The sequence below is a fragment of the Streptomyces sp. NPDC050211 genome, from assembly GCF_040656035.1.
Taxonomy (GTDB): Bacteria; Actinomycetota; Actinomycetes; order Streptomycetales; family Streptomycetaceae; genus Streptomyces.
This window is the reverse complement of the sequence record NZ_JBFALC010000022.1, coordinates 22,543-46,664: the sequence shown is the minus strand read 5'-3', so window position 1 is coordinate 46,664 and position 24,122 is coordinate 22,543. Positions and strand designations below refer to the sequence as shown.

The window sequence follows — 24,122 nt, the reverse complement described above, 5'->3', positions numbered from 1 at the left end:
CCACGCGCCGGACACGCGTGGGCCGGCCGGCGCCGCCTGACGAGGGAGTCTTCCAGTGCGGGACGTCGCGATCATCGAGGCACCGTCCGTGCTGGGGCTGCGGCCGACCGGCGTCGAGGAGCTGCCCGGGGCACTGCTCGACACGGGTCTGGCCGACGGCCTCGGCGCGGTGCGGGCGGGCAGGGTCGAACCGGGGCCGTACGACCCTGAGCGGGACCCGGAGACCGAGGTCCTCAATCCGGCGGGGATCGCCGACTACTCGGTACGGCTGGCCGACGCGGTCGGCGGAGTGCTGGACGAGGGCCGGTTCCCGGTGGTGCTGGGCGGCGACTGCAGCGTGCTGCTCGGCACTCTGCTGGCGCTGCGGCGGCGGGGGCGGCACGGGCTGCTGTTCCTCGACGGGCACACCGACTTCTATCAGCCGGCGGCGGAACCGGCCGGCGAGGTGGCCTCCATGGAGCTGGCCCTGGCCACCGGACGCGGGCCCGCCGTCCTGGCCGATCTGGAGGGGCGGGGACCGCTGGTGCAGGACGCCGACGCGGTCGCCCTCGGCTTCCGGGACCAGGCGGAGGCCTCCGTGTTCGGGATGCAGCCGCTGCCGGACGCGCTGCACGCGATGGACCTCGACGCGGTACGGGAGCTGGGCGCGGCCGAGGCGGCACGGCGTGCGGTGGATCTCCTCGCGGGCGGTGGGTCCGCCGGGTACTGGGTGCACCTCGACGTCGATGTACTGGACGACGCGGTCATGCCCGCGGTGGACTACCGGCTGTCGGGCGGGCTGTCCTGGGAGGAGTTGGAGGCGGTGCTCGGCATCGCCCTCTCCGGGCCGGGCGCGATGGGCCTAGACGTCGCGATCTTCAACCCACGCCTCGATCCCGACGGGACCATCGCGGCACGGCTCACCGAGTGTCTGCTGCGGGCGTTCGCGTCCCGGGGCTGACCGGCTCGCCCAGCACGCGGCTCGCCAGCTCTGCCGCCAACTCCGGGATGTGCGTGTGGAGTTCGGCTTCCGCGGCGGCACGGTCGGCCTCGATGCGGGTGGCGGCACGGGCGAGGAGCGCGTCGCGCTCGCGTATGCCGTCGGCGCGGGCCTCGGCGATGAGTGAAGCGCCTTCCGCCTCCGCCTGCTGGCGCGTACGGGCTGCGTCGTGCCGGGCCTCGGCGAGCAGGGTCTGCGCCTCGTCGCGCTTCTCCTCGGCGAGGGCGCGGACCTGCTCGGCGTGCTGGGCGACGCCGTCCGTCGCCTGTTCACGCGCGTCCAGGATGCGGCGGGCGCGGCGGAGGAGCGGGACCATGCTGAGGTAGCAGACGGCGAACAGGACGAGGCCGACGGCCAGGTCCAGCACTTGGGGGTTCAGCGGGCCGATCTCCACCGGAATGAGGTCCATGCCGCTCCTTTACCCACTGAGTGGGTCGCCGTAGGCCCTCCGGCGGTGGGTATCTGCGGGTTGGGTGTGGCTGGTCGCGCAGTTCCCCGCGCCCCTTTGGGGCGCTTCCGTGACCGTGTGTTATCGGCGGCGGAGGGCGTGCCAGCCTGCGGTCAGCATTGCGGCGATCAGCGGGATGAGGAGGAGCGTCTTGCGGCCGACCTCGGGGTCGTTCCACATCATGGCGAGGCAGGCCAGCAGGAAGGTGATCGTGGTGAGCTCGGTGACGGGGCTGCCGGGGAGCCGGAAGTGCGGTCGGGTGAGCAGGCCCGCCTTGGCGCGGCGGACGAAGACCAGGTGGCAGATCATGATGATCACCCAGGTGCTGATGATGCCGAGGGAGGCGACGTTCAGCACGATCTCGAAGGCCTGGCTCGGCACGAGGAAGTTCAGGCCGACGCCGAGCACGCACACCGCGCAGGTGAGCAGGATGCCGCCGTAGGGGACCTGGCTGCGGTTCATGCGGGCGGTGAACCTGGGAGCCGAGCCCGCCATCGCCATGGAGCGCAGGATGCGGCCCGTCGAGTACAGGCCGGAGTTCAGCGACGACATCGCCGCCGTCAGCACCACCAGGTTCATCACGTCGCCCGCCGCCGGGACGCCGATCTTCGACAGGACCGTGACGAAGGGGCTCTGCTCGGCCGAGTACACCGAGCCGGGGAGGAGGAGGGCGAGGAGGACGACCGAGCCGACGTAGAACAGGCCCACCCGCCACATGATCGAGTTCACCGCGCGGGGGACGATCCTCTCCGGCTCGGCGGTCTCGCCCGCGGCGACGCCGACCAGCTCCAGGGCGGCGTACGCGAAGATCACGCCCTGCATGACGAGGACGACCGGCATCAGGCCGTGCGGGAAGACACCGCCGTTGCCGGTGATCACGGACAGGCCGGGTGTCGTGCCGCCCACCTCGTGCCGGGTGGCCAGCAGGAAGACGCCGATCAGCATGAAGCCCACCAGCGTGGCGACCTTGATGATCGCGAACCAGAACTCCATCTCGCCGAAGATCTTCACCGAGATCAGGTTCACCGCCAGGACGACGGCCAGGGCGATCAGTGCCAGCACCCACTGAGGGATGTCGGTGAACATGCTCCAGTAGTGCGTGTAGAGCGCGATCGCGGTGATGTCGGCGATACCGGTCGTCGACCAGTTCAGGAAGTACATCCACCCGGCGACATACGCGCCCTTCTCGCCGAGGAACTCGCGCGCGTACGACACGAAGGACCCGGAGGACGGGCGGTAGAGGACCAGCTCGCCGAGGGCGCGGACGACGAAGAAGGCGAAGACGCCGCAGACCAGGTAGGCCAGTGCGAGGGCGGGGCCCGCGTTGTGCAGGCGGCCGCCGGCGCCCAGGAAGAGGCCGGTGCCGATCGCGCCGCCGATGGCGATCATGTTGACGTGGCGGGCCTTGAGATCCTTGCTGTAGCCGGCGTCGCCCGCGTCCGCGGGGGTCGTCCCGGTCACCTCGGGACGGTCGGCGACCTGTGCCGTGTCCACGGCGTCCTTGCTCACAGGTGGTACCACTCTCTGGTGCGCCCGGGCAGGGGTGGGCCCGGGTTCCGTGCATAGGGATGGCCCGCACCGCACCTCGACGCGGTACAGACCAAGGCAGCGCCTTCCCACGGAGATCGCCCCGTATGCGGTGGCTCATGTCACAGGGCGCTGCTTCTCACAAGGTCATCGGTGGACGTCCCGAGGTTTCACAGTGTTGGTGAGACAGCGATACTGCTGCACATGACGACCGAACCCACCGACGTCGCGGAGCCGACCCTCACGATCGACGAGCTGGCCGCACGGGCGGGCGTCACGGTCCGCACGGTCCGCTTCTACGGCACCAAGGGCCTGCTGCCGCCACCGGTGATCGGTCCACGCCGGGTCGGTCACTACGGCCAGGAACATCTCGCGCGCCTCGCGCTGATCGAGGAACTCCAGACCCAGGGCATGACCCTCGCCGCGATCGAACGCTATCTGCGCCAGCTGCCGCCGGACCTGAGCGCGCACGACCTCGCCATCCACCGTGCCGTGGTGGCGAGTTGGGCCCCGGATTCGGTGGAGACGGCGACGCGCGAGGAGCTGCAGCGGCGGGCCGGGCGGACGCTGAGCGATCAGGACGTGGAGCGGCTGGTGGCGATGAACGTGGTCGCGCACGAGGACGGCGCGTTCCGCGTCGACTCCGGTCTGCTGCGGCTCGGCGTCGAGCTGCTCGACGTACCGCTGTCCCAGGAGACGATCATGGCGGCCCGCACGGCGTTGATCGAGCACTCGCGCGCGGCGGCGCACGAGTTGTCGCGGCTGCTGCGCGAAGCCGTGGCCGAGCGCGCCGCCGAGGACGTGAAGTCGCTGTCCGCGCACATGCATCCGCTGGTGGTGCAGGCCCTGCTGACGACGTTTCAGCGCTCGCTCAGGGAGGAGCTGCGGGAGTGGCTGGACGGGATGTCAGAGGCAGGCGGATCCGCCTGACACGTTCAGCGTCTGCCCGGTGAGGAAGCCGCTGCCCGTCCATGCCCTCGCAAGGTGAGCGTGTCGCTCAGTGATATGTCACATCTGACATGTCACATCGCGTCGGTGAACTTCTCGCCCTTCTCCGCCTTCTCCACCAGCAGCGCGGGCGGCATGAACCGCTCCCCGTACCGCTCGGCGAGTTCACGCGCGCGTGCCACGAAGCCGGGCAGGCCGCCCTCGTAGCCGTTGATGTACTGCAGGACGCCACCCGTCCAGCCGGGGAAGCCGATGCCGAAGATGGAGCCGATGTTGGCGTCGGCGACGGAGGTCAGCACGCCCTCCTCCAGGAGCTTCACCGTGTCGAGTGCTTCGGAGAACAGCATGCGTTCCTGCATGTCCCGGAAGGGGATCTCCGCGCCCTCTCGGGTGAAGTGCTCCCGCAGGCCGGGCCACAGGCCCGCGCGCTTGCCGTCCACGTAGTCGTAGAAGCCCGCGCCGCCGCTGCGGCCCGTGCGCTCGAACTCGTCGATCATGCGGTCGATGACGGCCTCGGCGGGGTGGGTCTGCCAGGTGCCGCCGGACTCCTCCACCGCCCGCTTGGACTCGCTGCGGATCTTGCGCGGGAGCGTAAGCGTCAGCTCGTCCATGAGGGACAGCACCTTGGCCGGGTAGCCCGCCTGGGCAGCGGCCTGCTCGACCGACGCGGGCTCGATGCCCTCGCCGACCATGGCCACGCCCTCGTTGATGAAGTGGCCGATGACCCGGGAGGTGAAGAAGCCGCGCGAGTCGTTGACGACGATCGGGGTCTTCTTGATCTGCCGGACCAGGTCGAAGGCGCGGGCGAGGGCCTCCTCCCCCGTCCGCTCGCCCTTGATGATCTCGACGAGGGGCATCTTGTCGACGGGCGAGAAGAAGTGCAGCCCGATGAAGTCGCCCTGGCGCTCCACGCCTTCGGCGAGGGCGGTGATCGGGAGCGTGGAGGTGTTGGAGCACAGCAGCGCGTCGGGCGCGACGATGTGCTGGATCTCCTGGAACACCTTGTGCTTGAGGGCCGGGTCCTCGAAGACGGCCTCGATGACCGCGTCGCAGCCGGCCAGGTCCTGGGGGTCCGCGGTCGGCGTGATGCGGGCCAGCAGCGCGTCCGCCTTCTCCTGGGTCGTACGGCCCCGGGTGACGGCCTTCGCGCACAGCTTCTCGGAGTAGCCCTTGCCCTTGGCGGCGGCTTCGGCCGATACGTCCTTCAGGACCACGTCGATGCCCGCGCGGGCGCACGAGTACGCGATGCCCGCGCCCATCATCCCGGCGCCGAGGACGGCGACCTTGCTCACCTTGCGCGGCTCGATGCCCTTGGGGCGGTTGGCACCGGAGTTGACGGCCTGGAGGTCGAAGAAGAACGCCTGGATCATGTTCTTCGACGTCTGTCCCGCGGCCAGCTCCACGAAGTAGCGGGCCTCGATGACCTGCGCGTTCTCGAAGTCGACCTGGGAGCCCTCGACGGCGGCGGCGAGGATGTTGCGCGGCGCAGGGTAGGGGGCGCCGTTCGTCTGCTTGCGCAGGGTGGCCGGGAAGGCGGGCAGGTTGGCCGCGAACTTGGGGTTCGCCGGGGTGCCGCCCGGGATGCGGTAGCCGGGCTTGTCCCAGGGCTGCTGCGACTCGGGGTTGGCCTCGATGAAGGCACGGGCCTTGGCCATCAACTCGTCCTGGGTGGCGGCCACTTCGTGGATCAGGCCGTTCTCCAGGGCGCGCTGCGGGCTGTACTGGGTGCCCTGGAGCAGCACCTTCAGCAGCGCGTCGGCGATGCCCAGCAGGCGTACGGTGCGGACGACGCCGCCGCCCCCGGGGAGCAGGCCGAGGGTGACCTCGGGGCAGCCGATCTTGGAGCCGGGGGCGTCGAGGGCGATGCGGTGGTGGCAGGCGAGCGCGATCTCGTAACCGCCGCCGAGGGCCGCGCCGTTCATCGCCGCGACGACCGGCTTGCCGAGGGTCTCGATGCGGCGCAGCTGACGCTTGATCGCCATGCCGCCGTCGAACAGCTCCTGTGCCGTCTCGGGGGTGACGCGGATCAGGTCGCGCAGGTCGCCGCCCGCGAAGAAGGTCTTCTTGGCGGAGGTGAAGATGATCCCGCGGATGGAGTCCTTCTCGGCCTCCAGACGGTCGGTGATGAGGGCGAGGGAGTCGCGGAACGCCTGGTTCATGGTGTTCGCGGACTGGTCGGGGTCGTCGAGGACGAGGGTGACGACGCCGGTGCGGTCCTGTTCCCAGCGGATGGTGGTGCTCTGTGTCATGGCAGGTCTCCGTAGCAGCCGTTGAGGTCTGTTGATTCCGTCGATTCCGCCGGGAATCAGACGCGCTCGACGATGGTCGCGATGCCCATGCCGCCGCCCACGCACAGCGTGGCGAGGCCGTACCGCTTGTCCTGGCGCTCCAGTTCGTCGACGAGCGTGCCGAGGATCATCGCGCCGGTCGCGCCGAGCGGGTGGCCGAGGGCGATCGCGCCGCCGTTGACGTTGACCTTGTCGAGGGACAGCCCCATGTCCCGCACGAAGCGCAGGACGACCGCCGCGAAGGCTTCGTTGATCTCGACCAGGTCGATGTCGTCGATCGTCAGGCCTGCCTTCGCCAGGGCCTTGCGGGTGGCCGGTGCGGGACCGGTGAGCATGATGGTGGGCTCCGAGCCCGAGACGGCGGCGGAGACGATGCGGGCGCGCGGGGTGAGCCCGTGGCGCTCGCCGACCTCCTTGGAGCCGATCGCGACCAGGGAGGCGCCGTCGACGATGCCGGAGGAGTTGCCCGCGTGGTGGACGTGCTCGATCTTCTCGACCCAGTGGTACTTCTGCAGCGCCACGGCGCCGAAGCCGCCCAGGTCGCCGATGTCCGCGAAGGACGGCTTCAGCTTGGCGAGGGAGTCGGCGGTGGTACCGGGGCGCAGGTGCTCGTCGTGGTCGAGGACGACGAGGCCGCTGCGGTCCTTCACCGGGACGACGGACCGCGCGAAGCGGCCCTCCTTCCAGGCCGTGGCCGCCCGCTCCTGCGAGAGGGCGGCGTACTCGTCGACGTCCCGCCGCGAGAAGCCCTCGATGGTGGCGATCAGGTCGGCGCCGATGCCCTGTGGGACGAAGTTCACGGCCAGGTTCGTCATCGGATCGTTGAACCAGGCGCCGCCGTCCGAGGCCATCGGCACCCGGGACATCGACTCGACGCCGCCGGCGAGGACGAGGTCCTCCCAGCCGGAACGCACCTTCATGGCGGCCATGTTGACGGCCTCCAGTCCCGACGCACAGAAGCGGTTCTCCTGTACGCCCGCGACCGTGTCCGGCAGCCCTGCGGCGACCGCGGCGATCCGGGCGATGTCGGAGCCCTGGTCGCCGACGGGGCCCACGACGCCGAGCACGATGTCGTCGATGGCCGCCGGGTCCAGGCCCGGGAAGCGGCCCTGGATCTCGTGGATGAGTCCGATGACGAGGTCGATGGGCTTGGTGCCGTGCAGGGCGCCGTTCGCCTTGCCGCGGCCGCGCGGGGTGCGGATCGCGTCGTACACGTACGCTTCGGTGCTCACTGGTAAGCCTTTCGGTGAGGGTCAGCCGAGGACGGCACGACCGATGATCTCTTTCATGATCTCGGTGGTTCCGCCGTAGATCGTCTGGATACGGCCGTCGGTGAAGGCCCGGGCGACGGGATATTCGGCCATGTAGCCGTATCCGCCGTGCAGTTGGAGGCAGCGGTCGGCGACGCGCTTCTGCAGCTCGGTCGCCCACCACTTGGCCATGGAGGCGTGCACGGCGTCGAGCTCACCGCGCGCGTGGTCCTCTATGCAGCGGTCGAGGAAGGTGCGGGTGACGGCGCACTCGGTGGCCATCTCCGCGATCTCGAAGCGGATGTGCTGGAGCCCGGCGAGCGGCCGTCCGAACGCCTCGCGCTCCTTGACGTACTCGGTGGTGAGCTCCAGTACGTGCTCGGCGGCGGCGATCCCGGAGACGGCGATGCTCAGGCGCTCCTGCGCGAGGTTCGTCATCAGGTGCACGAAGGCGCCGTTGAGGTCGCCGAGCAGGTTCTCCTTGGCCACGCGGACGTCGTGGAAGAACAGCTCGGCCGTGTCCTGGGCCTTCTGGCCGATCTTGTCGAGGTTGCGGCCGCGTTCGAAGCCGTCCATGCCGCGCTCGACGACGAGCAGCGACAGTCCGTGCGCACCGCCCTCCGGTGTCGTCTTCGCCACGACGATCACCAGGTCGGCGAGGATGCCGCTGGAGATGAACGTCTTGGAGCCGTTGAGCAGCCAGTGGTCGCCGCGGTCCTCGGCATGGGTCCGGATGCCCTGGAGGTCGGATCCGGCGCCGGGCTCGGTCATGGCTATGGCGGTGATCAGCGTGCCGTCGCAGAAGCCGGGCAGCCAGCGCCGCTTCTGCTCCTCGGTGGCCAGGCCGGTCAGATACGGGCCGATGATGTCGTTGTGCAGCCCGAGCGCGAGCCCGGGTGCGCCCGCGCGCGTGAACTCCTCGGCCAGGACGGCGTTGTAGCGGAAGTCGGGGGTGCCGCCGCCTCCGTACTCCTCCGGCACGGCGAAGCCGAGGAGGCCCTGCTTTCCGGCCGCGCGCCAGGCGTCGCGGGAGACGATGCCGTCCTTCTCCCACTGCTCGTAGTACGGCAGCACCTCCTTGGCCAGGAAGCTGCGCACGGTCGCGCGGAACTCCTCGTGCTCCGGGGCGAAGATCTTCCGCTTCATTCCTGGCCCTTCATGAGGTCGGGTACGTCCCAGTCGCGGGCCACATCGGCCGTGTCGGCGCCCGGCCGGGCGGGGCCGGTGCGGACGCCGGTCGGCGTCGCCGAGAAGCGGGGCGCGGGGGCGGGCTGGGTGATGCCGCCGTGATCGGTGAAGGTGCCGCGGGCGGCGAGGTGGGGGTGGTGCGGGGCCTCGCCCAGCGACAGGACCGGCGCCACGCACGCGTCGGTACCGTCGAAGACGGCCGTCCACTCGTCCCGGGTACGGGACTTGAAGCGGGCGGCGACCGCCTCGCGCAGCTCGCCCCAGCGCGCGATGTCCTTGCGGGAGCCGGCATGCCCCTCGATGCCGAGCAGGTCCAGGAACTCGGCGTAGAACTGCGGTTCCAGGGCGCCGACGGCCATGGACTTCCCGTCGGCGGTCTCGTACGTCCCGTAGTAGGGGCAGCCGCCGTCCAGCAGGTTGGCCCCGCGCCGGTCCTGCCAGCCTCCCGCGGCGAACATGCCGTGGATCATCGAGGCGAGATGGACGGCGCCGTCCACGATCGCGGCGTCCACGACCTGGCCGGTGCCGGTCACTCGGGCGTGGTGCAGGGCCGCAAGGACGCCGACGACGAGGTAGAGCGAGCCGCCCGCGTAGTCGCCGATCAGGTTGGCGGGGACGGCCGGGGGCTGGTCCGCGTCGCCGATCATGCCGAGGGTGCCGGTGAGCGCGATGTACGCGATGTCATGGCCGGCGCGGTCGGCAAGGGGGCCCTCCTGGCCCCAGCCGGTCATGCGGCCGTAGACGAGCTTCGGGTTGCGGGCCCGGCAGGCCTCGGGGCCGACGCCGAGGCGCTCGGCGACCCCGGGGCGGTAGCCCTCGATGAGGATGTCGGCGCGCGCGGCGAGGTCGAGGACGCGGGCGGGGCCGTCCGGGGACTTCAGGTCGACGATCACCGAGCGCTTGTTGCGGTTGGTGATGTCGTACGCCGGGTCGATCGCGAGCCCCGAGCCGCCGGGCCGGTCCACGCGGACCACGTCGGCGCCCAGGTCGGCCAGGAGCATGGCGGCGAAGGGGCCCGGCCCGATCCCGGCCAGCTCGACCACGCGGACGCCGCCGAGCGGGCCCGCTGCGGGTGTGTGTGACGCCGTCGTCATCCAGCCCCCAGAGGTATGACACAACCGATGTAACACCAGTGATGCTAAGAATGCGTGCCGGAGGACACAAGACCTGGGCGAGCAAGCGCTTAGCCGAGCTGTCGGTCAGCGCGCGTCCAGCTCCGCTATGAGCTTCTTGGGCGCGATCGTCCGGTAGCTCTCCTCCACCCAGTCGCACAGCAGCTCCGCGGCCGGGGCGCCCTGCTGCTCCAGGGGGATGCTCACCCAGCCCGCCTTGCCCAGGCCGTAGCCGGCGGGCTCGGCGCCGGGGCAGGTCAGGGCATGGGCGTGGGCCTCGTCGTCCTTGAGCTTCACCGTGATGCCCATCGGATAGCTGCCGTCGGCGACGCCCATGAAGACGAAGACCTTCTTGTTGACCTTCGCGACAGTCTCGCCCCAGGGGAACTCCTCGGCGGCGCCGGGCAGGCCGAGCGCGAACTCACGCACCTTCTCCCACTTCTTCAGGGCATTTTTGGGCACGGCCACCGTCTACACCTCCGGGCTGGTCATCGAGCTGCGCACTCCTCACGCTAGCCTCGGCCACTGACAACGGCGCGAGCTGCGGGACCGAGGGGTGTCATGAGCAGGCTGAACGGGGCGGACCGCCCGTACGACATCGTGCTCTACGGCGCCACGGGCTTTGTGGGGGTCCTCACCGCCGAGTACCTCGACGCGCACGCACCCGAGGGTCTGCGCTGGGCGATCGCCGGGCGCAACCGCGAGAAGCTGGAGCGGCTCAAGGAGCGGCTGACCGGCGAGGTCGGTGTGGTCCAGGCGGACGTGTCCGACGCGGCGGCGCTGCGCGAACTCGCCGGGCACGCGCGCGTGGTGGCGACGACGGTCGGTCCCTATGTGACGTACGGCGAGGAACTGGTCGCCGCCTGCGCGGACGCCGGCACCGACTACATCGACCTGAGCGGTGAGCCGGAGTTCGTGGACCTGACGTACGTCCGCCATGACGCACGCGCGCGTGAGACCGGCGCGCGACTGGTGCACGCCTGCGGTTTCGACTCGATCCCGTACGACCTCGGGGCGTACTTCACGGTCCTGCAGCTGCCGGAGGGAGTGCCGCTGGCCGTCGACGCGTTCGTGACCGCCGACGCCATGTTCTCCGGCGGCACCTTCGCCTCGGCGCTCAACCAGTTCGCCCGTGCGCGCCAGATGGTGGCCGCCGCACGCGACCGGAGCCGGCACGAGCCGCGTCTGGTGGGCCGTCGCGCGACCGCGCCGACGGGTGCGCCCCGGTTCGCCGGGGAGGTCGGCGCCTGGGCGGTCCCGCTGCCCACCATCGACGCGCAGATCGTACGGCGGTCCGCGCGCGCCCTGGAGCGGTACGGACCCGACTTCCGCTACCGCGAGTACGCGGCCGTCCGGCATCTGCCGGTCGCGCTGGGCGGGGTCGCCTTCGCGGGCGCGATGATGGCGGCTGCCCAACTCCCTGCCGCACGGCGCTGGTTGTCCTCCCGGCTGGAGCCCGGGGACGGACCCGGCCCCGAGAAGCGGGCCAAGAGCTGGTTCTCCGTGCGCTTCGTCGGCGAGGGCGGCGGCCGGCGGGTGTTCACCGAGGTCGCGGGCGGCGACCCCGGGTACGGCGAGACGGCGAAGATGTTCGCCGAGTCGGCTCTGTGCCTGGCGTTCGACGAACTTCCGCCGACGGCCGGCCAGGTCACGACAGCGGTGGCGATGGGCGACGCCCTGACCGAACGGCTGCGCGGAGCGGGCATCACCATCCGGGTGGCCGCGACCCGCTGAACAGGTCCTAGAGCGACCATCCCAGCAGGGTGTAGATCATGCCGCCGATCCAGCCGAGCCCGGCCAGCACAGCAAGGACCAGCGCGGCGTTCACGGCACGCTCGACCGGTCGGTTCGGGTCGGCGAGAGGCTTGGGGGCACGGTGGGCGGCACGGTGTGTCGTCATGCGCCCCACCCTGCCGACCGGGACGGTGCGGCCACATCCGTACGGGTACTCAGTCCGGGTACTCAGATCGCACGAGTGCCGTAGCCCTGTCCTGCGCTCCGGTTTGAGACTTTCCCTTCGCTGAAGGCAGGCCACCTGTGGCTCTGTGCGCCCAACCTTCACACGCGTCTTCAATGACACGATTGAGGGCATGAAGTTCCTGCTTGAAGTCACCATTGACGGCGAAGCACTGGCGAAGGACCCGGCAGGCGAACTGGGCCGGATTCTGCGGTACTGGGCCGGGAACGTCCGCCACTACGCCCTCGAACCCGGGGACGGTGCCGACATCTACGACTCGGACTACCAGGAGGTGGGCCGCTGGCGTATCGAAGGAACAGGCGAGTAACCGCCCCCTTCAGGTCGTCGCCTCCCGCAGCGCTCTCCGGCACAGTGCGTCGGCCCTGCGGGTCGTCTCCGGGAGTCGGTAGGCGGGGCTCAGGGCGAGGGTGTGTGCGCAGGCGTTGTCGAGGCTCACCCGGTGGCCGACGGAGACGAAGACGGGCTTGACGGCGTGCCGGGTGCGCAGGGCGCGGCCTACCTCCTCGGTGCCGGCGAGCAGCGGCGACGTGCTGCCGCGCGGGGCGTCCGGATCGTCGTACGCGAAGGTGAACGGGTTCTTGGCGACGCCGATCGTCGGCAGGCCGGTGAGGACGCCGAGGTGGCTGGCGAGGCCGAAGCGGCGGGGGTGGGCGAGGCCGTAGCCGTCGCAGACGACCAGGCCCGGCGGGCACGGCAGGGCGTCGAGGGCGGCGAGGACCGTGGGGATCTCGCGGAAGGCGAGCAGGCCGGGCACGTACGGGAAGGAGATCCGCCCGACGGCCGTGGCCTCGGCGACGACGTCGAGCCGCGCCGCGTCCAGGACGACGGCCGCCGCCGCGACGACGTCCCGCTCGTCGTCGTAGGCCACGTCGACCCCGGTCACCTGCCCCGATCCCGGCGGCGGCCCGGGCTCGTCGAGCACCACCCGCTCGCGCAACTCGTCCTGGACGGCACGGGCCTGTTCCTCGGTCACGGGCCAGCCGGCGGGGATGCGTACGGTCGTCATGATGAGGACGAGGGTACGGCCGCCCGCCGGCCCCGGTTCACTTGCCGCCCAGTGCCTGCTTCAGCTCGCTCTTGTTCATGTCCGAACGGCCGTGGATGTTGCGGCGCTTGGCCTCCTCGTAGAGCTGGTCGTAGGTGGGGCCCTGGGAGCCCTTGCCGGACCGCTGGCCGCCGCGCTTGCCGGACGACACGTCCTGCGTCGAGGTACGGCTGGCCTGCTTCGACTCGCCGGACCGGGCGCGTTCCTTGTTCACCGTCCGGGCGGCGATCTCCTTGGCGCGCTCCGGGCTCTCACCGCGATCCCGGGCGCTGTCCTTGATGTGCTCGTACTGGCGTTCCCGCTTGTCGCTCGAACCGCGTGGCATGGAGTTCGCTCCTTTCGCAGTCGACGACCGGGTACCCACAATTCGGCGTCAGCCCTCCAGCCGGGCCACCCGACCCTTCTCCCCTGCGGCCCAGCAGCCCAGGTCGGGGGTGCAGTCCACGGTGTCGTACGAGCCGGTGTCGACGGTCCGCCAGGTGCGGCCGGCGTCCGTCGTGAGGTCCGTGCCGGTGGGGCCGACCGCGAGGGCGGCGGTGCGGGTGTACGGGAGCCAGGCGGCGCCGGAGCGGTAGGCGGGCGGTGGCTGCGCTGCGGGCTGCCAGCTGCGGCCGCCGTCGGCGGTGCGTGCGGCGGCCTGCGGGGAGGCCTGGTCGGGGCGGTAGTCGCCGCCGACCGCGAGACCGTGGGTGCGGTCGCGGAAGGCGAGCGCGAAGACGCCGCGGGCCGGGTCGCCCGCCGGGATCGGGGTGTCGGTGGCCGTCCAGGTCCGTCCGCGGTCGGCCGAGTGCAGCACGCGCGCGCGGGCACCGCCGCCGGTGGCCAGCCAGACGTCCTTCGAGCCGGCGGCGACCAGACACTGGCCACTGGCCGCGAACCCGAACTCGCCGTCCAGCGCCGCGGGCATGCCGGTGTCGGGCAGCACCTTCCAGGAGCGGCCGCCGTCGCTCGTCGACAGGATGCGGAACTTTCCGTCCACCGGGTCGCTCAGGGCGAGGCCGTGGCGGCGGTCGAAGAAGGTCATGCAGTCGTAGAAGGCCCGCGCGTCGGTGTTGCGGAAGGACTCGGTCCAGGTCGCGCCGCCGTCCTCGGTGCGGTAGACGCGGGACGCCTCGCCCTCGCCGATGGCCAGCACCACCGCGCGGCGCGCGTCGAACGCCTCGACGTCCCGGAACTCCAGCCCCGCGGCGGCCGCCGGCGAGACGTTCCGCCAGCTCGTGCCGCCGTCCGTGGTCCGCAGGACGGTGCCCGCGGACCCGGCGAGCCAGGCGGTGTCCCGGCTGACGGCCGCGAGGCCCCGGAACCGCACGTCGGTCGTGCCGCTGTCCTTCAGCCCCCAGTGCGGTACCCGGTCCTCGCCGGCCTGCGTGGGCCCGGCGCACGTCAGCACCGCCAGCGCCGCCCCGCACACCACCCCCACGGACACCGCTCGTCTCGTACGTCCCCTTGCCCCGGCCCGTCGCGTGATCCCCAAGCGCCTCATGGCGGGCGAAGCTAGTCCACCGCCCCGGTGCCGTCCAGATGGCGTCGTATGCCGCCTCATGTTCCCCAAGGGGCACATGAGGTGCGCCGGGCCGCTCCCGTGCATGAAGGCAGTGACCGAGGTCACTCGCCATTCATGTGCACGGATTGGCTGATTCCGTCGTCTCACCCAGTGCCCGGCCTCATCCCCGGAAATCCGTCCCGTCGTCATAAGGGAGCAAGGCGTTGTCCACCGTAATCGAGCAGCCTGTCGAGGCCCGTCTCGTCGCCGCAGCACCGCGGATGCCGAGCATTCCCGCCACCCTGCAGTACGACCGACGCGATCCGTTCGCCATCCGCATGACCTTCCCGGCTCCGGCGACGCTGGAAGGCGTCGACGTCTGCTGGACCTTCTCCCGCGAGCTTCTCGCGGCCGGTATGCACGACGCCGAGGGTCATGGCGACGTACGGATTCGGCCGTACGGATACGACCGCACGGTTCTGGAGTTCCACGCGCCTGAGGGCACGGCCGTCGTGCATGTCCGTTCGGAGGAGCTGCGTTCCTTCCTGGCGGCGACGAGCGCGCTTGTGCCCATTGGCCTGGAGGCTCTGCAGGTCGATCTGGACCATGATCTCGCGGAGCTGATGCGAGATGCGGCGTAGCGCTCAGGCCGTCGGTCGTCTGCGGGCTCGTCGTGGCTGGTCGCGCAGTTCCCCGCGCCCCTTCGGGGCGCTGAAACTAGCGCTTCCTGCCCAGCAGCGCGTTGAGTTCGCCGTAGTCGAGTCCGTCCGTCAGTGAGTCGTACGTTCCCGTCGTCAGCAGTTCACGAGTGGCGCGGTGGGTCAGGGCGTGCGCGGCCTGGGTGATGCTTGAGCCGACGCTGACGCGGGCGGCCCCGAGTGCGGCCAGTTCGGGGACCGGCGGTGCGCCGGGGCCGGCCATCACGTTCAGTGGTGCGTCGATGCCGTCGGCGAGCAGCTTCAGGGTTCCCGGGTCGACGGTGCCGGGGACGAAGATTCCGTCGGCGCCCGCGGCCAGGAAGGCGGCGGCCCGTTCCAGGGTGAGGTCCACTCCCCCGGCGCCGCGCAGGAACGTGTCGATGCGGGCGTTGACGTACAGCGGCACGCCTGCGGTGTCGGCGGCCTCCCGGGCGGCGGCGATGCGCTCCGCCTGCTCGGCGACCGGCCGCAGCGGACCTTCTCCGGCGCCGTGCAGCGCGTCCTCGATGTTCACGCCCACCGCGCCCGCCGCGAGCACCGCGCGGACGGTGTCGGCGACGCCCGCCGGATCCTGCGCGTAGCCGCTCTCGATGTCCGCGCTGACCGGTACGTCCACCGCGGCGGCGATACGCGCGACGGCCTCGATCGCGGCGTCGCGCTCCAGCCGGTCGCCGTCCGGGGCGCCCAGCTCCCACGCCAGCCCGGCACTCGTGGTCGCCACCGCCGCGGCACCGGCATCCTCGACGAGACAGGCGCTCGCGGTGTCCCAGGCGTTCGGCAGGACCAGCGGCCGGCCCGGGATGTGCAGGGCTCGGAAGGCCTGCGCCTGGTCGCGGAGAGTGTTCTGGTTCGTCATGCGGGTCACTCAACCAGCCCTGGCCGTGCGGAAGCTGGCAGGAATCCGACACGATGGCGCCCTACTGCGCCCTACTCGTGTGCCTCCTCAGCCGCCCGCCGTCAATGACGGCGCCGCCACCGCCGCGACCACCCCGGCACGTACCTCGCGGATCACCGACCGCAGTCCCGGCGCCGCGGCCCCGCTGCGCTCCGTCAGCGCCGCCACCCGCTCCTCGTGACGGCCCAGCTCCTTCGGGGGCACCAGCGTGCGCATCCGGCCCGCGGCGGCGAGGGTGACGACGGCGGCGTCCCGGTCCGCGATCTCCGTGACGGGCAGCGGCCCTTCGAGGATCTGCCGTGCCTCCTCGCGCAGCGCCTCCACGATGGCTGTGCAGTCCACGCCGTACTCGACGGTCGGGAACACCCCGAGGATCCGCTTCTTCGTCACCCGCAGGTACCCGTCGGCGGCGAGCTTCGCCTGGACGGCGTCGAGCGTCACGCGCGCGTGCAGCGTCACCCAGGTCCGCCACCGGTGCGGTCGTGACTCGCGGACGAGTTCCAGCAGCCCGTCGAGCACGGCGTCCCCGGTGAGGGAGTCCATGTCGACCGGGGTCGCGATGGCATCGGCGTCGATGAGGAGGCCGCGCTGGGCCAATTCGGTGAGGGCGCCGGCCCGCACGACATGGTGGAGGTGGGCGGCGCCGGTGACCTCGTTCGTCGTGGTGTCCCAGGCCAGCAGGTAGAGCCGGGCCGGCAGCGACAGCGAGCCGTTGGGCACGGGGTCTCCTTCGCGGTGCGGTCGGGGCTCACGTTAATCCGTTGACAGCCGATGAGCCCCCTCGTACGTTGTACAGCGGTTCTGTTGCCGTCGATTGGAGAGGGACGTTGCTCGTCTGAGGTCCTGAGACACCGCGTCACACGCTTAGGTGTGGGCGCTGCGTGCGACCTCGACATTCGAGCCGTCCTCGACGGGCAGGGCTTTTCTCATGCCTCCCGGGACGTCTTCCCCGTTGGTCGCAGGTGTCTCGATACGCGTTTGCCCCTGATCCTTTCGAGCAACCGCGGAGGCCCGCATGTCCATGTCCATCACCGTTTCGTCCCTGTCCTTCGCCTGGCCCGACGGCACCGCCGTCTTCGAGGGCCTCGACACCGCTTTCGGCCCGGGCAGGACCGGGCTCGTCGGCGTCAACGGGTCAGGAAAATCAACCCTGTTGAAGCTGATCGCCGGTGACCTCGCACCCGCCGACGGCACCGTCCGGGTGGCCGGCGAGATCGGCTATCTGCCGCAGAACGTCACGCTCGACACCGCGCTCCGGGTCGACGAGGCGCTCGGCATCGCCGCACAGCGGGCCGCGCTGCACGCCATCGAGGCGGGCGATGCGGCCGAGGAGCACTTCGAGACCGTCGGCGACGACTGGGACGTGGAGGAGCGCGCGCTGGCCACCCTCGGCGAACTCGGGCTCGGACACATCGAGTTGGACCGCGGGATCGGCGAGGTCTCGGGCGGCGAATCGGTACTCCTGCGGCTGGCCGCACTGCTGCTGCGCCGGCCGGACGTGCTGCTGCTCGACGAGCCGACCAACAACCTCGACCTCTACGCCCGCAAGCGGCTGTACGCGGCCGTCGCCGCCTGGCCCGGGGTGATGGTCGTGGTCAGCCACGACCGTGAACTGCTGGAACTGGTCGACCAGATCGCCGATCTGCGCTCCGGGGAGATCACCTGGTACGGCGGCAACTTCTCGGCGTACGAGGAGATCCTCGCCACCGAACAGGAGGCGGCCGAACGCATGGTGCGGGTCGCCGAGGCCGACCTGAAGAAGCAGAAGCGTGAGCTGGTGGACGCCCAGGTCAAGCTGGCCCGCCGCAAGCGGTACGGCCAGAAGATGTGGGACCAGAAACGCGAGCCGAAGATCATCATGGGGGCACGCAAGCGCGCGGCGCAGGAGTCCGCGGGCAAGCACCGCATCATGCACCAGGAGAAGCTCGCCGAGGCCAGGGAACGTCTCGACGAGGCGGTGGAGGCCGTAAGGGACGACGACCGGATCCGCGTCGACCTGCCGCACACGGCCGTACCGCCGGGCCGTACCGTCCTCACCCTCCAGGACCTGGAGCTCGCCTACGGCGCGCGGGTGGCCGGCGGCTTCGAGCTGCGCGGTCCCGAGCGGGTCGCGCTGATCGGGCGCAACGGCGCGGGCAAGACGACGCTGCTGCGGACGATCACCGGAGAGCTGGCGCCGGTGTCGGGCGAGGCGACGGCGCATGTGCCCCTGCGGTTTCTGCCGCAGCGGCTCGACGTCCTCGACGACAGCCGCACCGTCGTCGAGAACGTGGCCCGGTTCGCGCCGAGCGCCACCAACAACCGGATCCGGGCCCGGCTCGCCCGCTTCCTGTTCCGGGGCGGCCGGGCCGACCAGCAGGCGGCGACGCTGTCCGGCGGCGAGCGCTTCCGGGCGGCGCTGGCCGCGCTGATGCTGGCGGAACCCGCACCGCAGTTGCTGATGCTGGACGAGCCCACGAACAACCTCGACATGGCGAGCGTGCGCCAGCTCACCACGGCGCTGGAGTCGTACGAGGGGGCGCTGATCGTAGCCAGCCACGACGTGCCGTTCCTGGAGTCGATCGGCATCACCCGGTGGCTGCTCCTGGACGGCGAGCTGCGCGAGATCACGGGAGACGATCATCTCGGGGAGGCCACAGCCTGACGACGGGGGTTTCGTGCGCCCGGACCGGCCCTGCATGATGGCGGACCGGCGCTGCGTCACGGGCGCCGACACTCTCACCCGATTCGGAGTCCTGGACGTGCCCAGCAAGAAGGCCCTCATCCGCCGCCCCAGCCCGCGCCTCGCCGAAGGGCTGGTGACCCACATCGAGCGGGAGAAGGTCGACTTCGATCTCGCGCTCGAGCAATGGGAGGCGTACGCGGAGGCCTTGCGGGAGCACGGCTGGGAGACGGTCGAGGTGGATCCGGCCGACGACTGCCCCGACTCGGTGTTCGTAGAGGACACGGTCGTCATGTACAAGAACGTCGCGCTGATCGCCCGGTCCGGCGCCGAGTCCCGGCGTGAGGAGACCCTCGGCGTCGAGGAGGCCGTGGCCCGGCTCGGCTGCTCGGTGAACTGGATCTGGGATCCCGGCACGCTGGACGGCGGCGATGTCCTCAAGGTCGGCGACACCATCTACGTCGGCCGGGGCGGCCGTACCAACGCGGCCGGGGTCCAGCAGCTGCGGGCCACCTTCGAACCGCTGGGGGCGCGTGTCGTCGCCGTACCGGTGAGCCGGGTGCTGCACCTGAAGTCGGCGGTGACGGCCCTGCCCGACGGGACGGTCATCGGGCACATCCCCAAGGTGGACCGGCCGTCGCTGTTCCCGCGTTTCCTGTCGGTGCCCGAGGAGGCCGGCGCCCATGTGGTCCTGCTCGGCGGCAGCAAGCTGCTCATGGCGGCCGGCGCGCCGAAGACGGCGGAACTGCTGGCCGATCTCGGCCACGAGCCGGTCGTCGTGGACATCAGCGAGTTCGAGAAGCTCGAGGGATGTGTGACATGCCTCTCGGTCAGGCTGCGTGAGCTGTACGCCTGACCGGGTACCGAATCGCCTCAAAAGCCCCGGGACCTGCGAGTCCCGGGGCGGATCTGTACGCCTTGGGAATGTTGGCTGATCAGCAGTCTTTACAGCGCGCTTAACCTACGGCTTCGTAACCTACGGTTTCGTAGCCTACGATCCCGTAAGTTACCCGGCACCGCTCGCCGGTTTCTCCCGACGTCCCCTGGAGTACCCGTGACGATTACTTCCCCTCACCTCGGCAGCCCTTCCGTCTGGACCGACGCCAAGCTGCTGTACGCGTTGGAGGAAGTCGTCGAGCAGGAACTCAACCGGCATCTGAAGGTCACCAAGGACTGGATGCCCCACGAGTACGTGCCGTGGAGCGACGGCCGCAACTTCCCCGGCTTCTTCGAGGACGGCGAGGCCTGGGACAAGGAGCAGTCCAAGGTCACCGAGATCGGCCGGATCGCCCTCGTCGTCAACCTGCTCACCGAGGACAACCTCCCCAGCTACCACCACGAGATCGCCTCGCTCTTCGGCCGCGACGGCGCCTGGGGCACCTGGGTGCACCGCTGGACGGCCGAGGAGGGCCGCCACGGCATCGTGATGCGTGACTACCTGCTCGCCTCGCGCGCGGTGGACCCGGACAAGCTGGAGCAGTTCCGGATGGCCCACATGAGCGAGGGCTTCGAGTCGGACAACCGCCACTCGATGCTGCACTCGGTGGCCTACGTCTCCTTCCAGGAGCTCGCGACCCGCGTCTCGCACCGCAACACCGGCCACCAGTCCGGCGACCCGGTCTGCGACCGCATGCTGGCGCGCATCGCGACCGACGAGAACCTGCACATGGTCTTCTACCGCAACCTGCTGAAGGCGGCCTTCGAGCTCGCGCCCGACCTGACGATGATGGCGGTGCGCGACGTGATCGTGAACTTCCGCATGCCCGGTCACGGCATGCCCGGCTTCGAGCGGGCCGCCGCGCAGATGGCGATCGGCGAGATCTACAACATGCGCATCCACCACGACGACGTGCTCCAGCCCGTGCTGCGCTTCCTGAAGGTCATGGAGATCGACGGCCTCGGCCCGGAGGGGCAGAAGGCGCAGGACGAGCTCGGCCTGTACATGGGCGGGCTGGACGCGGAGGCGTCGAAGTTCGACGAGAAGCTGGCGGCCCGCAAGGCGCGGATGGCGGCGCGGGCCGCGGGCTGAAACGTCCGGGTGGGGCGGTTCAGTGGGACGTACGCCTGAGTTCCAGGCGTTCCTTCTCCGACAGGCCGCCCCAGACGCCGAAGCGCTCGTCGTTGTCCAGCGCGTACTCCAGGCAGGCGGAGCGGATCGGGCACAGACCGCAGATCCGCTTCGCCTCCCGTACGGAGCTGCCGGGCTCGGGGAAGAAGAAGTCTGCCCCGGTCTGGGCGCACAACGCTTCCTCCTGCCAGGCGAGGTCGGGCGAGGTGATGGTTTCGGTGTGCATGGCCAGCAGCGTGCCCGGCATCGAAAAACGTTCGATCAACGCTGGATCAACGCGGCGCGCGGAGCCTCGGGCCGCCTCGATGATGGCCTCGCCGGGCAGGCCGCCGCACGGCGGCGCGCGGCACGGCCGACGTGTTTTCAGTTCTCCTGCGGCACGCTCTTGATCACCGCGAAGCGCGCGCCGTAGGGGTCGACGAGCTTGGCCATCCGGCCGACGCCCTCCGCGTCGGTGGCGGGCATCCGCACCCCGCCGCCCAGCTCCCGCGCCTTGGCGACCACGGCGTCGGTGTCCTCGACCTCGAAGTACGGCAGCCAGTACGGACCCGACTCCGCCTCGGTCGGGTCGTCCGCCAGCGGGACCAGGCCGCCGAACATGGCGTTCTCATCCGTGCCCGCGGGGTTGATGCAGGTGTACGTGCCACCGGGGAAGGGCACGGCCGAGGTCTCCCAGCCGAAGACGGCGTCGTAGAAGGCCGCGGCCCGGGCGATGTCCGGCGTGTAGAGCTCGACCCAGCACAGCGAACCGGGGTCGTTCACCACGTCGAAACCCTTCCGGGCGGCGGGCTGCCAGATCCCGAAGGGCACGCCCGTGTCATCGGCGAGGATCGCGCTCCGGCCCTGCCCCATGACGTCCATCGGCGCCACCGGCACGCTGCCGCCGGCCTGCTCCACCGCCTTGGTCGTGGCGTCCGCGTCCGGGCTCTGGAAGTACACCGTCCAGGCCGGCGGGCCCTGCTCCGGCGCGCTCTGCATGCCGCCCGCGGCGATCCTGTCACCGAGCTGGAAGAAGCCGTAACCACCGGCCTCCGGCCCCGCCGACTGGAACTCCCAGCCGAACAGGGCGCCGTAGAAGGAGGTGGCGCCCCCGATGTCGGCCGTACCGACATCGACCCAGTTGGGAGCGCCGTTCACAAAACGGGTGCTGAGCATGGTGCCCTCCGAGGGGTCCCGTTGTCCGGTTACCTGCTCTGCCGAGTCTTGCACCGCCCACTGACAATCGCCGTCGGAGCGCGTCCGTCCCGGGCCGTCCGGATCTTCCGCCCGGCGGCGCGTGCGCGTGCCGGCGTTACGCCGAGACCCGTCGCACCAGCGTCGTGGGCAGCACCACACCGCCCGGCGCCGGGCCCTTCAACAGCAGCCGCGCCATCAACCGCCCCATCTCCTCGATGTCCTGACGGACCGTCGTCAGCGGCGGGTCGGTCTGTTCGGCGACCGGCAGCATGTCGTCGAAACCGATCACGGCGACGTCATCCGGCACCCGCCGCCCGCGCTCGCGCAGCACCCGCAGGGCGCCCGCGGCGGTCAGGTCGTTCGCGGCGAAGACGGCGTCCACGTCGGGGCACCGGTCGAGGAGTTCCCGCATCGCCCGCTCACCGCCGGCCGGCGTGAAGTCGCCCTCCACGACGAGCCGCGGATCGACGTCGGCCATGACGTCCCGGAAGCCGTCGAGCCGGTCCACCGCGGAGGTCTGGTCGAGGGCGCCGGTGATGTGCGCGACGCGGGTGCGGCCGAGGCCGACGAGATGGCGTACGGCCTCGCGGGCGCCGCCGCGGTTGTCGCTGTCGACGTAGACCACGCCGCTCGTGCCGTCGCTCCAGCCGGGCCGGCCGCCGAACACGGTCGGGATTCCGGCGCGCTGGATCAGCTCGGGCAGGGGATCGTCCAGGTGCAGGGAGAAGACGAGGGCGCCGTCGACATGGCCCCCGGCGAGATAGCGCCCCACGCGCGCGTGGTCGTCGCGGCCCTCGGTCAGCAGCAGGACGAGCTGGTTGTCGTGCGCCGTCAGCTCCTTGCTGATGCCCCGGAGTTGCAGCGCGAAGAAGGGGTCGGCGAAGACCCGTGTCTCCGGTTCGGCGACGACGACGGCGACGGCGTCATGCCGCCGGGTGACCAGACTGCGGGCGGCCTGATTGGGGACGTATCCCAGTTCCTCCACGGCCCGCCGCACCCGCTCCACCAGAGGTTCCCGCACTCCGTCCCCGCCGTTGACCACACGGGACACGGTGGCCCGTGACACCCCGGCCCGGGCGGCCACGGCCTCCAGGGTGGGACGAGGGGCGGTTTCGGTCACGTGGGCTCCTCCTCGGCGGGTGCCGATCAGGATAGCCCGCGCCACGTGCCGAGGAGAGAGCGCTCTCCGCACGCCCGTCAGTGCTCGTGCGCGGACCCCGCGGCCGACTCATGACCATGCTCGTGCGGCTCGTACCCCGGAATCGTCCCGTCCGTCTTCTTCACCAGGAACAGCCCCACCATCCCCATGTCGGAGTGGCTCTGGACATGGCAGTGGTACATCCACGCGCCCGCTCCGACCCCCTCCCCCGCGATCACCTGGAAGCCGAAGGAGTCCGCCGGGCCAGTGATCTTGTTGTCGATGACCTGGCTCGGGTCCTCGGGGCCGGTGAGCATGCCGGTGCGGTTGTCCGCCCAGCGGTGACCGTGCATATGGAAGGTGTGGTAGTACTCGCCGTGCGTGATCACCACGAACTCGACCCGATCGCCCACCGTGGCCTCGAAGTTGGGCCCCGAGTGCGCCGGCTTGTTGTTGATCAGCATGTCGTTGAAGACGACCGTGTGGGTCGCGTCGGGCAGGACGTCGCCCTGCCGGCGCACGATCACCGGACCGTACAGACCCTTGCGGATGCCGCCGGTGCCGTGCTCGGTGCCGACGACGTGGTCGTGGTAGTGCCAGTAGCCCGCGCTGCCCGCCCGCCACGTGCCGTCGGCGCGGCGGCCGGGCTTGTGGGTGCGCCAGGTGTAGGTGCGGGTGCCGCCCGGTTCGACGTCGCTCTTGTTCAACTTGGTGCCGTCGCTGGAGATTTCGTAGTCCAGGCCGTGGACGTGCAGGCTCGCCCGTACGTCGGTGGTGTTCTCGAACTCGATGTGCAGGGTGTCGCCCTCGTTGAGTTCGATCAGCGGCCCGGGGATCGTCGCCTTCCCCTTCTCGAAGCCGTAGCCCAGCTGTCCGTCGGCGAACTTCTCGGCGTACAGCTTGATGTGCCTGACCGCGCCGCCGGCCGGAGCCGTCCTCGCCGCGGCGCTCTTCGCCGCGGCGTCGACGCTGACGGCCTCGGAGGCCACGGACAACGATGTCGCCACGGCCGCGCCGCCCAGCAGCAGCCGTCTGTTGAACCCGCGTCGGTCCATGCGGAACTCCCCACCCTGATACGGAACTTGCGGAGGCGCACCTGTGATGAACTTGTGAGACGGTACCGGCCGCACTCTCGTTTCTCCACACCCTGGACAAAGTTCGTTCCATTGCGGTCATAGGTATTGGCGGGTCGTGCAAAGAGGTCTAGCTTCCTTGGCGTTGTCGCTGTGACCGAGGAGG

The 24,122-nt window shown here is 70.7% G+C and carries 25 protein-coding genes; 8 read left to right on the top strand and 17 right to left on the bottom strand.

Features of this window, described 5'->3' with window-relative positions; genetic code table 11:
• Positions 1-55 precede the first annotated feature (55 nt).
• Complete coding sequence (locus tag AB0I98_RS22420) at positions 56-940, top strand: arginase family protein (protein WP_362944363.1); 885 nt, start codon at positions 56-58, stop codon at positions 938-940.
• On the opposite strand, the gene AB0I98_RS22415 is transcribed toward AB0I98_RS22420, so the two are convergent.
• Both AB0I98_RS22415 and AB0I98_RS22410 read right to left on the bottom strand, forming a co-directional pair.
• Entirely contained in the window at positions 900-1,388 is a 489-nt protein-coding gene (locus tag AB0I98_RS22415) for a hypothetical protein (protein ID WP_362944361.1), read from the bottom strand. The genes AB0I98_RS22420 and AB0I98_RS22415 overlap by 41 nt on opposite strands.
• Before the next feature lie 120 nt (positions 1,389-1,508).
• Positions 1,509-2,936 carry an amino acid permease gene (locus AB0I98_RS22410; RefSeq protein ID WP_362944359.1) on the bottom strand — a complete coding sequence of 476 codons (1,428 nt, stop codon included), beginning with the start codon at positions 2,934-2,936 and terminating at the stop codon, positions 1,509-1,511.
• A gap of 222 nt (positions 2,937-3,158) precedes the next feature.
• Between AB0I98_RS22410 and AB0I98_RS22405 the strand changes: the two genes are divergently transcribed.
• Positions 3,159-3,884, top strand: coding sequence for a MerR family transcriptional regulator (locus AB0I98_RS22405; protein WP_362944357.1), 726 nt, complete (start codon positions 3,159-3,161; stop codon positions 3,882-3,884).
• 92 nt (positions 3,885-3,976) lie between these two features.
• On the opposite strand, the gene AB0I98_RS22400 is transcribed toward AB0I98_RS22405, so the two are convergent.
• The 5 genes from AB0I98_RS22400 to AB0I98_RS22380 form a co-directional block, all read right to left on the bottom strand.
• Entirely contained in the window at positions 3,977-6,151 is a 2,175-nt protein-coding gene (locus tag AB0I98_RS22400; RefSeq protein WP_362944355.1) for a 3-hydroxyacyl-CoA dehydrogenase NAD-binding domain-containing protein, read from the bottom strand.
• A gap of 56 nt (positions 6,152-6,207) precedes the next feature.
• Positions 6,208-7,422, bottom strand: coding sequence for an acetyl-CoA C-acetyltransferase (locus tag AB0I98_RS22395; RefSeq protein WP_362944353.1), 1,215 nt, complete (start codon positions 7,420-7,422; stop codon positions 6,208-6,210).
• Between the two features lie 21 nt (positions 7,423-7,443).
• Positions 7,444-8,586, bottom strand: a complete 1,143-nt coding sequence (locus AB0I98_RS22390) for an acyl-CoA dehydrogenase family protein (RefSeq protein WP_362944352.1) — start codon at positions 8,584-8,586, stop codon at positions 7,444-7,446.
• On the bottom strand, positions 8,583-9,722 hold the full coding sequence (locus AB0I98_RS22385; RefSeq protein ID WP_362944350.1) for a CaiB/BaiF CoA-transferase family protein: 1,140 nt from the start codon (positions 9,720-9,722) through the stop codon (positions 8,583-8,585). The genes AB0I98_RS22390 and AB0I98_RS22385 overlap by 4 nt, the downstream gene beginning before the upstream one ends.
• Before the next feature lie 105 nt (positions 9,723-9,827).
• Complete coding sequence (locus AB0I98_RS22380) at positions 9,828-10,208, bottom strand: MmcQ/YjbR family DNA-binding protein (RefSeq protein ID WP_362944348.1); 381 nt, start codon at positions 10,206-10,208, stop codon at positions 9,828-9,830.
• A gap of 93 nt (positions 10,209-10,301) precedes the next feature.
• Here AB0I98_RS22380 and AB0I98_RS22375 point away from each other — a divergent pair, with 93 nt between their 5' ends.
• On the top strand, positions 10,302-11,474 hold the full coding sequence (locus AB0I98_RS22375; protein ID WP_362944346.1) for a saccharopine dehydrogenase NADP-binding domain-containing protein: 1,173 nt from the start codon (positions 10,302-10,304) through the stop codon (positions 11,472-11,474).
• Positions 11,475-11,481: 7 nt separating this feature from the next.
• Here AB0I98_RS22375 and AB0I98_RS22370 read toward each other — a convergent pair whose 3' ends face one another.
• Complete coding sequence (locus AB0I98_RS22370; protein WP_362944344.1) at positions 11,482-11,640, bottom strand: hypothetical protein; 159 nt, start codon at positions 11,638-11,640, stop codon at positions 11,482-11,484.
• Between the two features lie 190 nt (positions 11,641-11,830).
• On the opposite strand from AB0I98_RS22370, the gene AB0I98_RS22365 reads away from it, so the two are divergent.
• Positions 11,831-12,025: a hypothetical protein gene (locus tag AB0I98_RS22365; protein ID WP_362944342.1), complete on the top strand. Its 195-nt coding sequence runs from the start codon at positions 11,831-11,833 to the stop codon at positions 12,023-12,025.
• Positions 12,026-12,034: 9 nt separating this feature from the next.
• Here AB0I98_RS22365 and AB0I98_RS22360 read toward each other — a convergent pair whose 3' ends face one another.
• Genes AB0I98_RS22360 through AB0I98_RS22350 form a run of 3 tightly spaced genes read right to left on the bottom strand, consistent with a single transcriptional unit; the run spans position 12,035 to position 14,246 of the window.
• Complete coding sequence (locus AB0I98_RS22360) at positions 12,035-12,724, bottom strand: endonuclease V (RefSeq protein ID WP_362944340.1); 690 nt, start codon at positions 12,722-12,724, stop codon at positions 12,035-12,037.
• Between the two features lie 37 nt (positions 12,725-12,761).
• The gene (locus AB0I98_RS22355) at positions 12,762-13,088 is read right to left on the bottom strand and encodes a plasmid stabilization protein (RefSeq protein ID WP_362944338.1); all 327 of its coding nucleotides are present in this window, start codon (positions 13,086-13,088) and stop codon (positions 12,762-12,764) included.
• A 48-nt stretch (positions 13,089-13,136) separates the two neighbouring features.
• On the bottom strand, positions 13,137-14,246 hold the full coding sequence (locus AB0I98_RS22350) for an oxidoreductase (protein ID WP_362944336.1): 1,110 nt from the start codon (positions 14,244-14,246) through the stop codon (positions 13,137-13,139).
• Between the two features lie 224 nt (positions 14,247-14,470).
• On the opposite strand from AB0I98_RS22350, the gene AB0I98_RS22345 reads away from it, so the two are divergent.
• Positions 14,471-14,887 carry an SsgA family sporulation/cell division regulator gene (locus tag AB0I98_RS22345; RefSeq protein ID WP_362944334.1) on the top strand — a complete coding sequence of 139 codons (417 nt, stop codon included), beginning with the start codon at positions 14,471-14,473 and terminating at the stop codon, positions 14,885-14,887.
• A gap of 76 nt (positions 14,888-14,963) precedes the next feature.
• Here AB0I98_RS22345 and AB0I98_RS22340 read toward each other — a convergent pair whose 3' ends face one another.
• Together AB0I98_RS22340 and AB0I98_RS22335 are read right to left on the bottom strand one after the other, a co-directional pair.
• Positions 14,964-15,800: an isocitrate lyase/phosphoenolpyruvate mutase family protein gene (locus AB0I98_RS22340; RefSeq protein ID WP_362944332.1), complete on the bottom strand. Its 837-nt coding sequence runs from the start codon at positions 15,798-15,800 to the stop codon at positions 14,964-14,966.
• Between the two features lie 87 nt (positions 15,801-15,887).
• A complete protein-coding gene (locus tag AB0I98_RS22335; protein WP_362944330.1) occupies positions 15,888-16,559 on the bottom strand; it encodes a GPP34 family phosphoprotein in 672 nt (223 codons plus the stop codon).
• A gap of 295 nt (positions 16,560-16,854) precedes the next feature.
• Between AB0I98_RS22335 and AB0I98_RS22330 the strand changes: the two genes are divergently transcribed.
• The 3 genes from AB0I98_RS22330 (at position 16,855) to AB0I98_RS22320 (ending at position 20,530) form a co-directional block, all read left to right on the top strand.
• Complete coding sequence (locus tag AB0I98_RS22330) at positions 16,855-18,483, top strand: ABC-F family ATP-binding cassette domain-containing protein (protein WP_362944328.1); 1,629 nt, start codon at positions 16,855-16,857, stop codon at positions 18,481-18,483.
• Between the two features lie 97 nt (positions 18,484-18,580).
• A complete protein-coding gene (ddaH, locus tag AB0I98_RS22325) occupies positions 18,581-19,357 on the top strand; it encodes a dimethylargininase (RefSeq protein WP_362944326.1) in 777 nt (258 codons plus the stop codon).
• A 198-nt stretch (positions 19,358-19,555) separates the two neighbouring features.
• Entirely contained in the window at positions 19,556-20,530 is a 975-nt protein-coding gene (locus AB0I98_RS22320) for an acyl-ACP desaturase (RefSeq protein WP_210575327.1), read from the top strand.
• 19 nt (positions 20,531-20,549) lie between these two features.
• Here AB0I98_RS22320 and AB0I98_RS22315 read toward each other — a convergent pair whose 3' ends face one another.
• From AB0I98_RS22315 to AB0I98_RS22300, 4 genes are all read right to left on the bottom strand, one after another.
• On the bottom strand, positions 20,550-20,795 hold the full coding sequence (locus tag AB0I98_RS22315) for a WhiB family transcriptional regulator (protein ID WP_362944324.1): 246 nt from the start codon (positions 20,793-20,795) through the stop codon (positions 20,550-20,552).
• A 137-nt stretch (positions 20,796-20,932) separates the two neighbouring features.
• On the bottom strand, positions 20,933-21,724 hold the full coding sequence (locus AB0I98_RS22310) for a VOC family protein (protein WP_362944323.1): 792 nt from the start codon (positions 21,722-21,724) through the stop codon (positions 20,933-20,935).
• A 136-nt stretch (positions 21,725-21,860) separates the two neighbouring features.
• Positions 21,861-22,865: a LacI family DNA-binding transcriptional regulator gene (locus tag AB0I98_RS22305; protein WP_328351997.1), complete on the bottom strand. Its 1,005-nt coding sequence runs from the start codon at positions 22,863-22,865 to the stop codon at positions 21,861-21,863.
• A 77-nt stretch (positions 22,866-22,942) separates the two neighbouring features.
• The gene (locus AB0I98_RS22300) at positions 22,943-23,938 is read right to left on the bottom strand and encodes a multicopper oxidase domain-containing protein (RefSeq protein WP_362944321.1); all 996 of its coding nucleotides are present in this window, start codon (positions 23,936-23,938) and stop codon (positions 22,943-22,945) included.
• Positions 23,939-24,122: the final 184 nt, after the last annotated feature.

Excerpts from the sequence above, each read along its gene's own strand:
- AB0I98_RS22370 (WP_362944344.1), bottom strand. The coding sequence starts at position 11,640 with ATGACGACACACCGTGCCGCCCACCGTGCCCCCAAGCCTCTCGCCGAC.
- AB0I98_RS22330 (WP_362944328.1), top strand. The coding sequence starts at position 16,855 with ATGTCCATGTCCATCACCGTTTCGTCCCTGTCCTTCGCCTGGCCCGAC.
- AB0I98_RS22375 (WP_362944346.1), top strand. The coding sequence starts at position 10,302 with ATGAGCAGGCTGAACGGGGCGGACCGCCCGTACGACATCGTGCTCTAC.
- AB0I98_RS22315 (WP_362944324.1), bottom strand. The coding sequence starts at position 20,795 with ATGCACACCGAAACCATCACCTCGCCCGACCTCGCCTGGCAGGAGGAA.
- AB0I98_RS22360 (WP_362944340.1), bottom strand. The coding sequence starts at position 12,724 with ATGACGACCGTACGCATCCCCGCCGGCTGGCCCGTGACCGAGGAACAG.
- AB0I98_RS22415 (WP_362944361.1), bottom strand. The coding sequence starts at position 1,388 with ATGGACCTCATTCCGGTGGAGATCGGCCCGCTGAACCCCCAAGTGCTG.
- AB0I98_RS22390 (WP_362944352.1), bottom strand. The coding sequence starts at position 8,586 with ATGAAGCGGAAGATCTTCGCCCCGGAGCACGAGGAGTTCCGCGCGACC.
- AB0I98_RS22350 (WP_362944336.1), bottom strand. The coding sequence starts at position 14,246 with ATGAGGCGCTTGGGGATCACGCGACGGGCCGGGGCAAGGGGACGTACG.
- AB0I98_RS22300 (WP_362944321.1), bottom strand. The coding sequence starts at position 23,938 with ATGGACCGACGCGGGTTCAACAGACGGCTGCTGCTGGGCGGCGCGGCC.
- AB0I98_RS22310 (WP_362944323.1), bottom strand. The coding sequence starts at position 21,724 with ATGCTCAGCACCCGTTTTGTGAACGGCGCTCCCAACTGGGTCGATGTC.
- AB0I98_RS22340 (WP_362944332.1), bottom strand. The coding sequence starts at position 15,800 with ATGACGAACCAGAACACTCTCCGCGACCAGGCGCAGGCCTTCCGAGCC.
- AB0I98_RS22400 (WP_362944355.1), bottom strand. The coding sequence starts at position 6,151 with ATGACACAGAGCACCACCATCCGCTGGGAACAGGACCGCACCGGCGTC.
- AB0I98_RS22385 (WP_362944350.1), bottom strand. The coding sequence starts at position 9,722 with ATGACGACGGCGTCACACACACCCGCAGCGGGCCCGCTCGGCGGCGTC.
- AB0I98_RS22405 (WP_362944357.1), top strand. The coding sequence starts at position 3,159 with ATGACGACCGAACCCACCGACGTCGCGGAGCCGACCCTCACGATCGAC.
- AB0I98_RS22365 (WP_362944342.1), top strand. The coding sequence starts at position 11,831 with ATGAAGTTCCTGCTTGAAGTCACCATTGACGGCGAAGCACTGGCGAAG.
- AB0I98_RS22355 (WP_362944338.1), bottom strand. The coding sequence starts at position 13,088 with ATGCCACGCGGTTCGAGCGACAAGCGGGAACGCCAGTACGAGCACATC.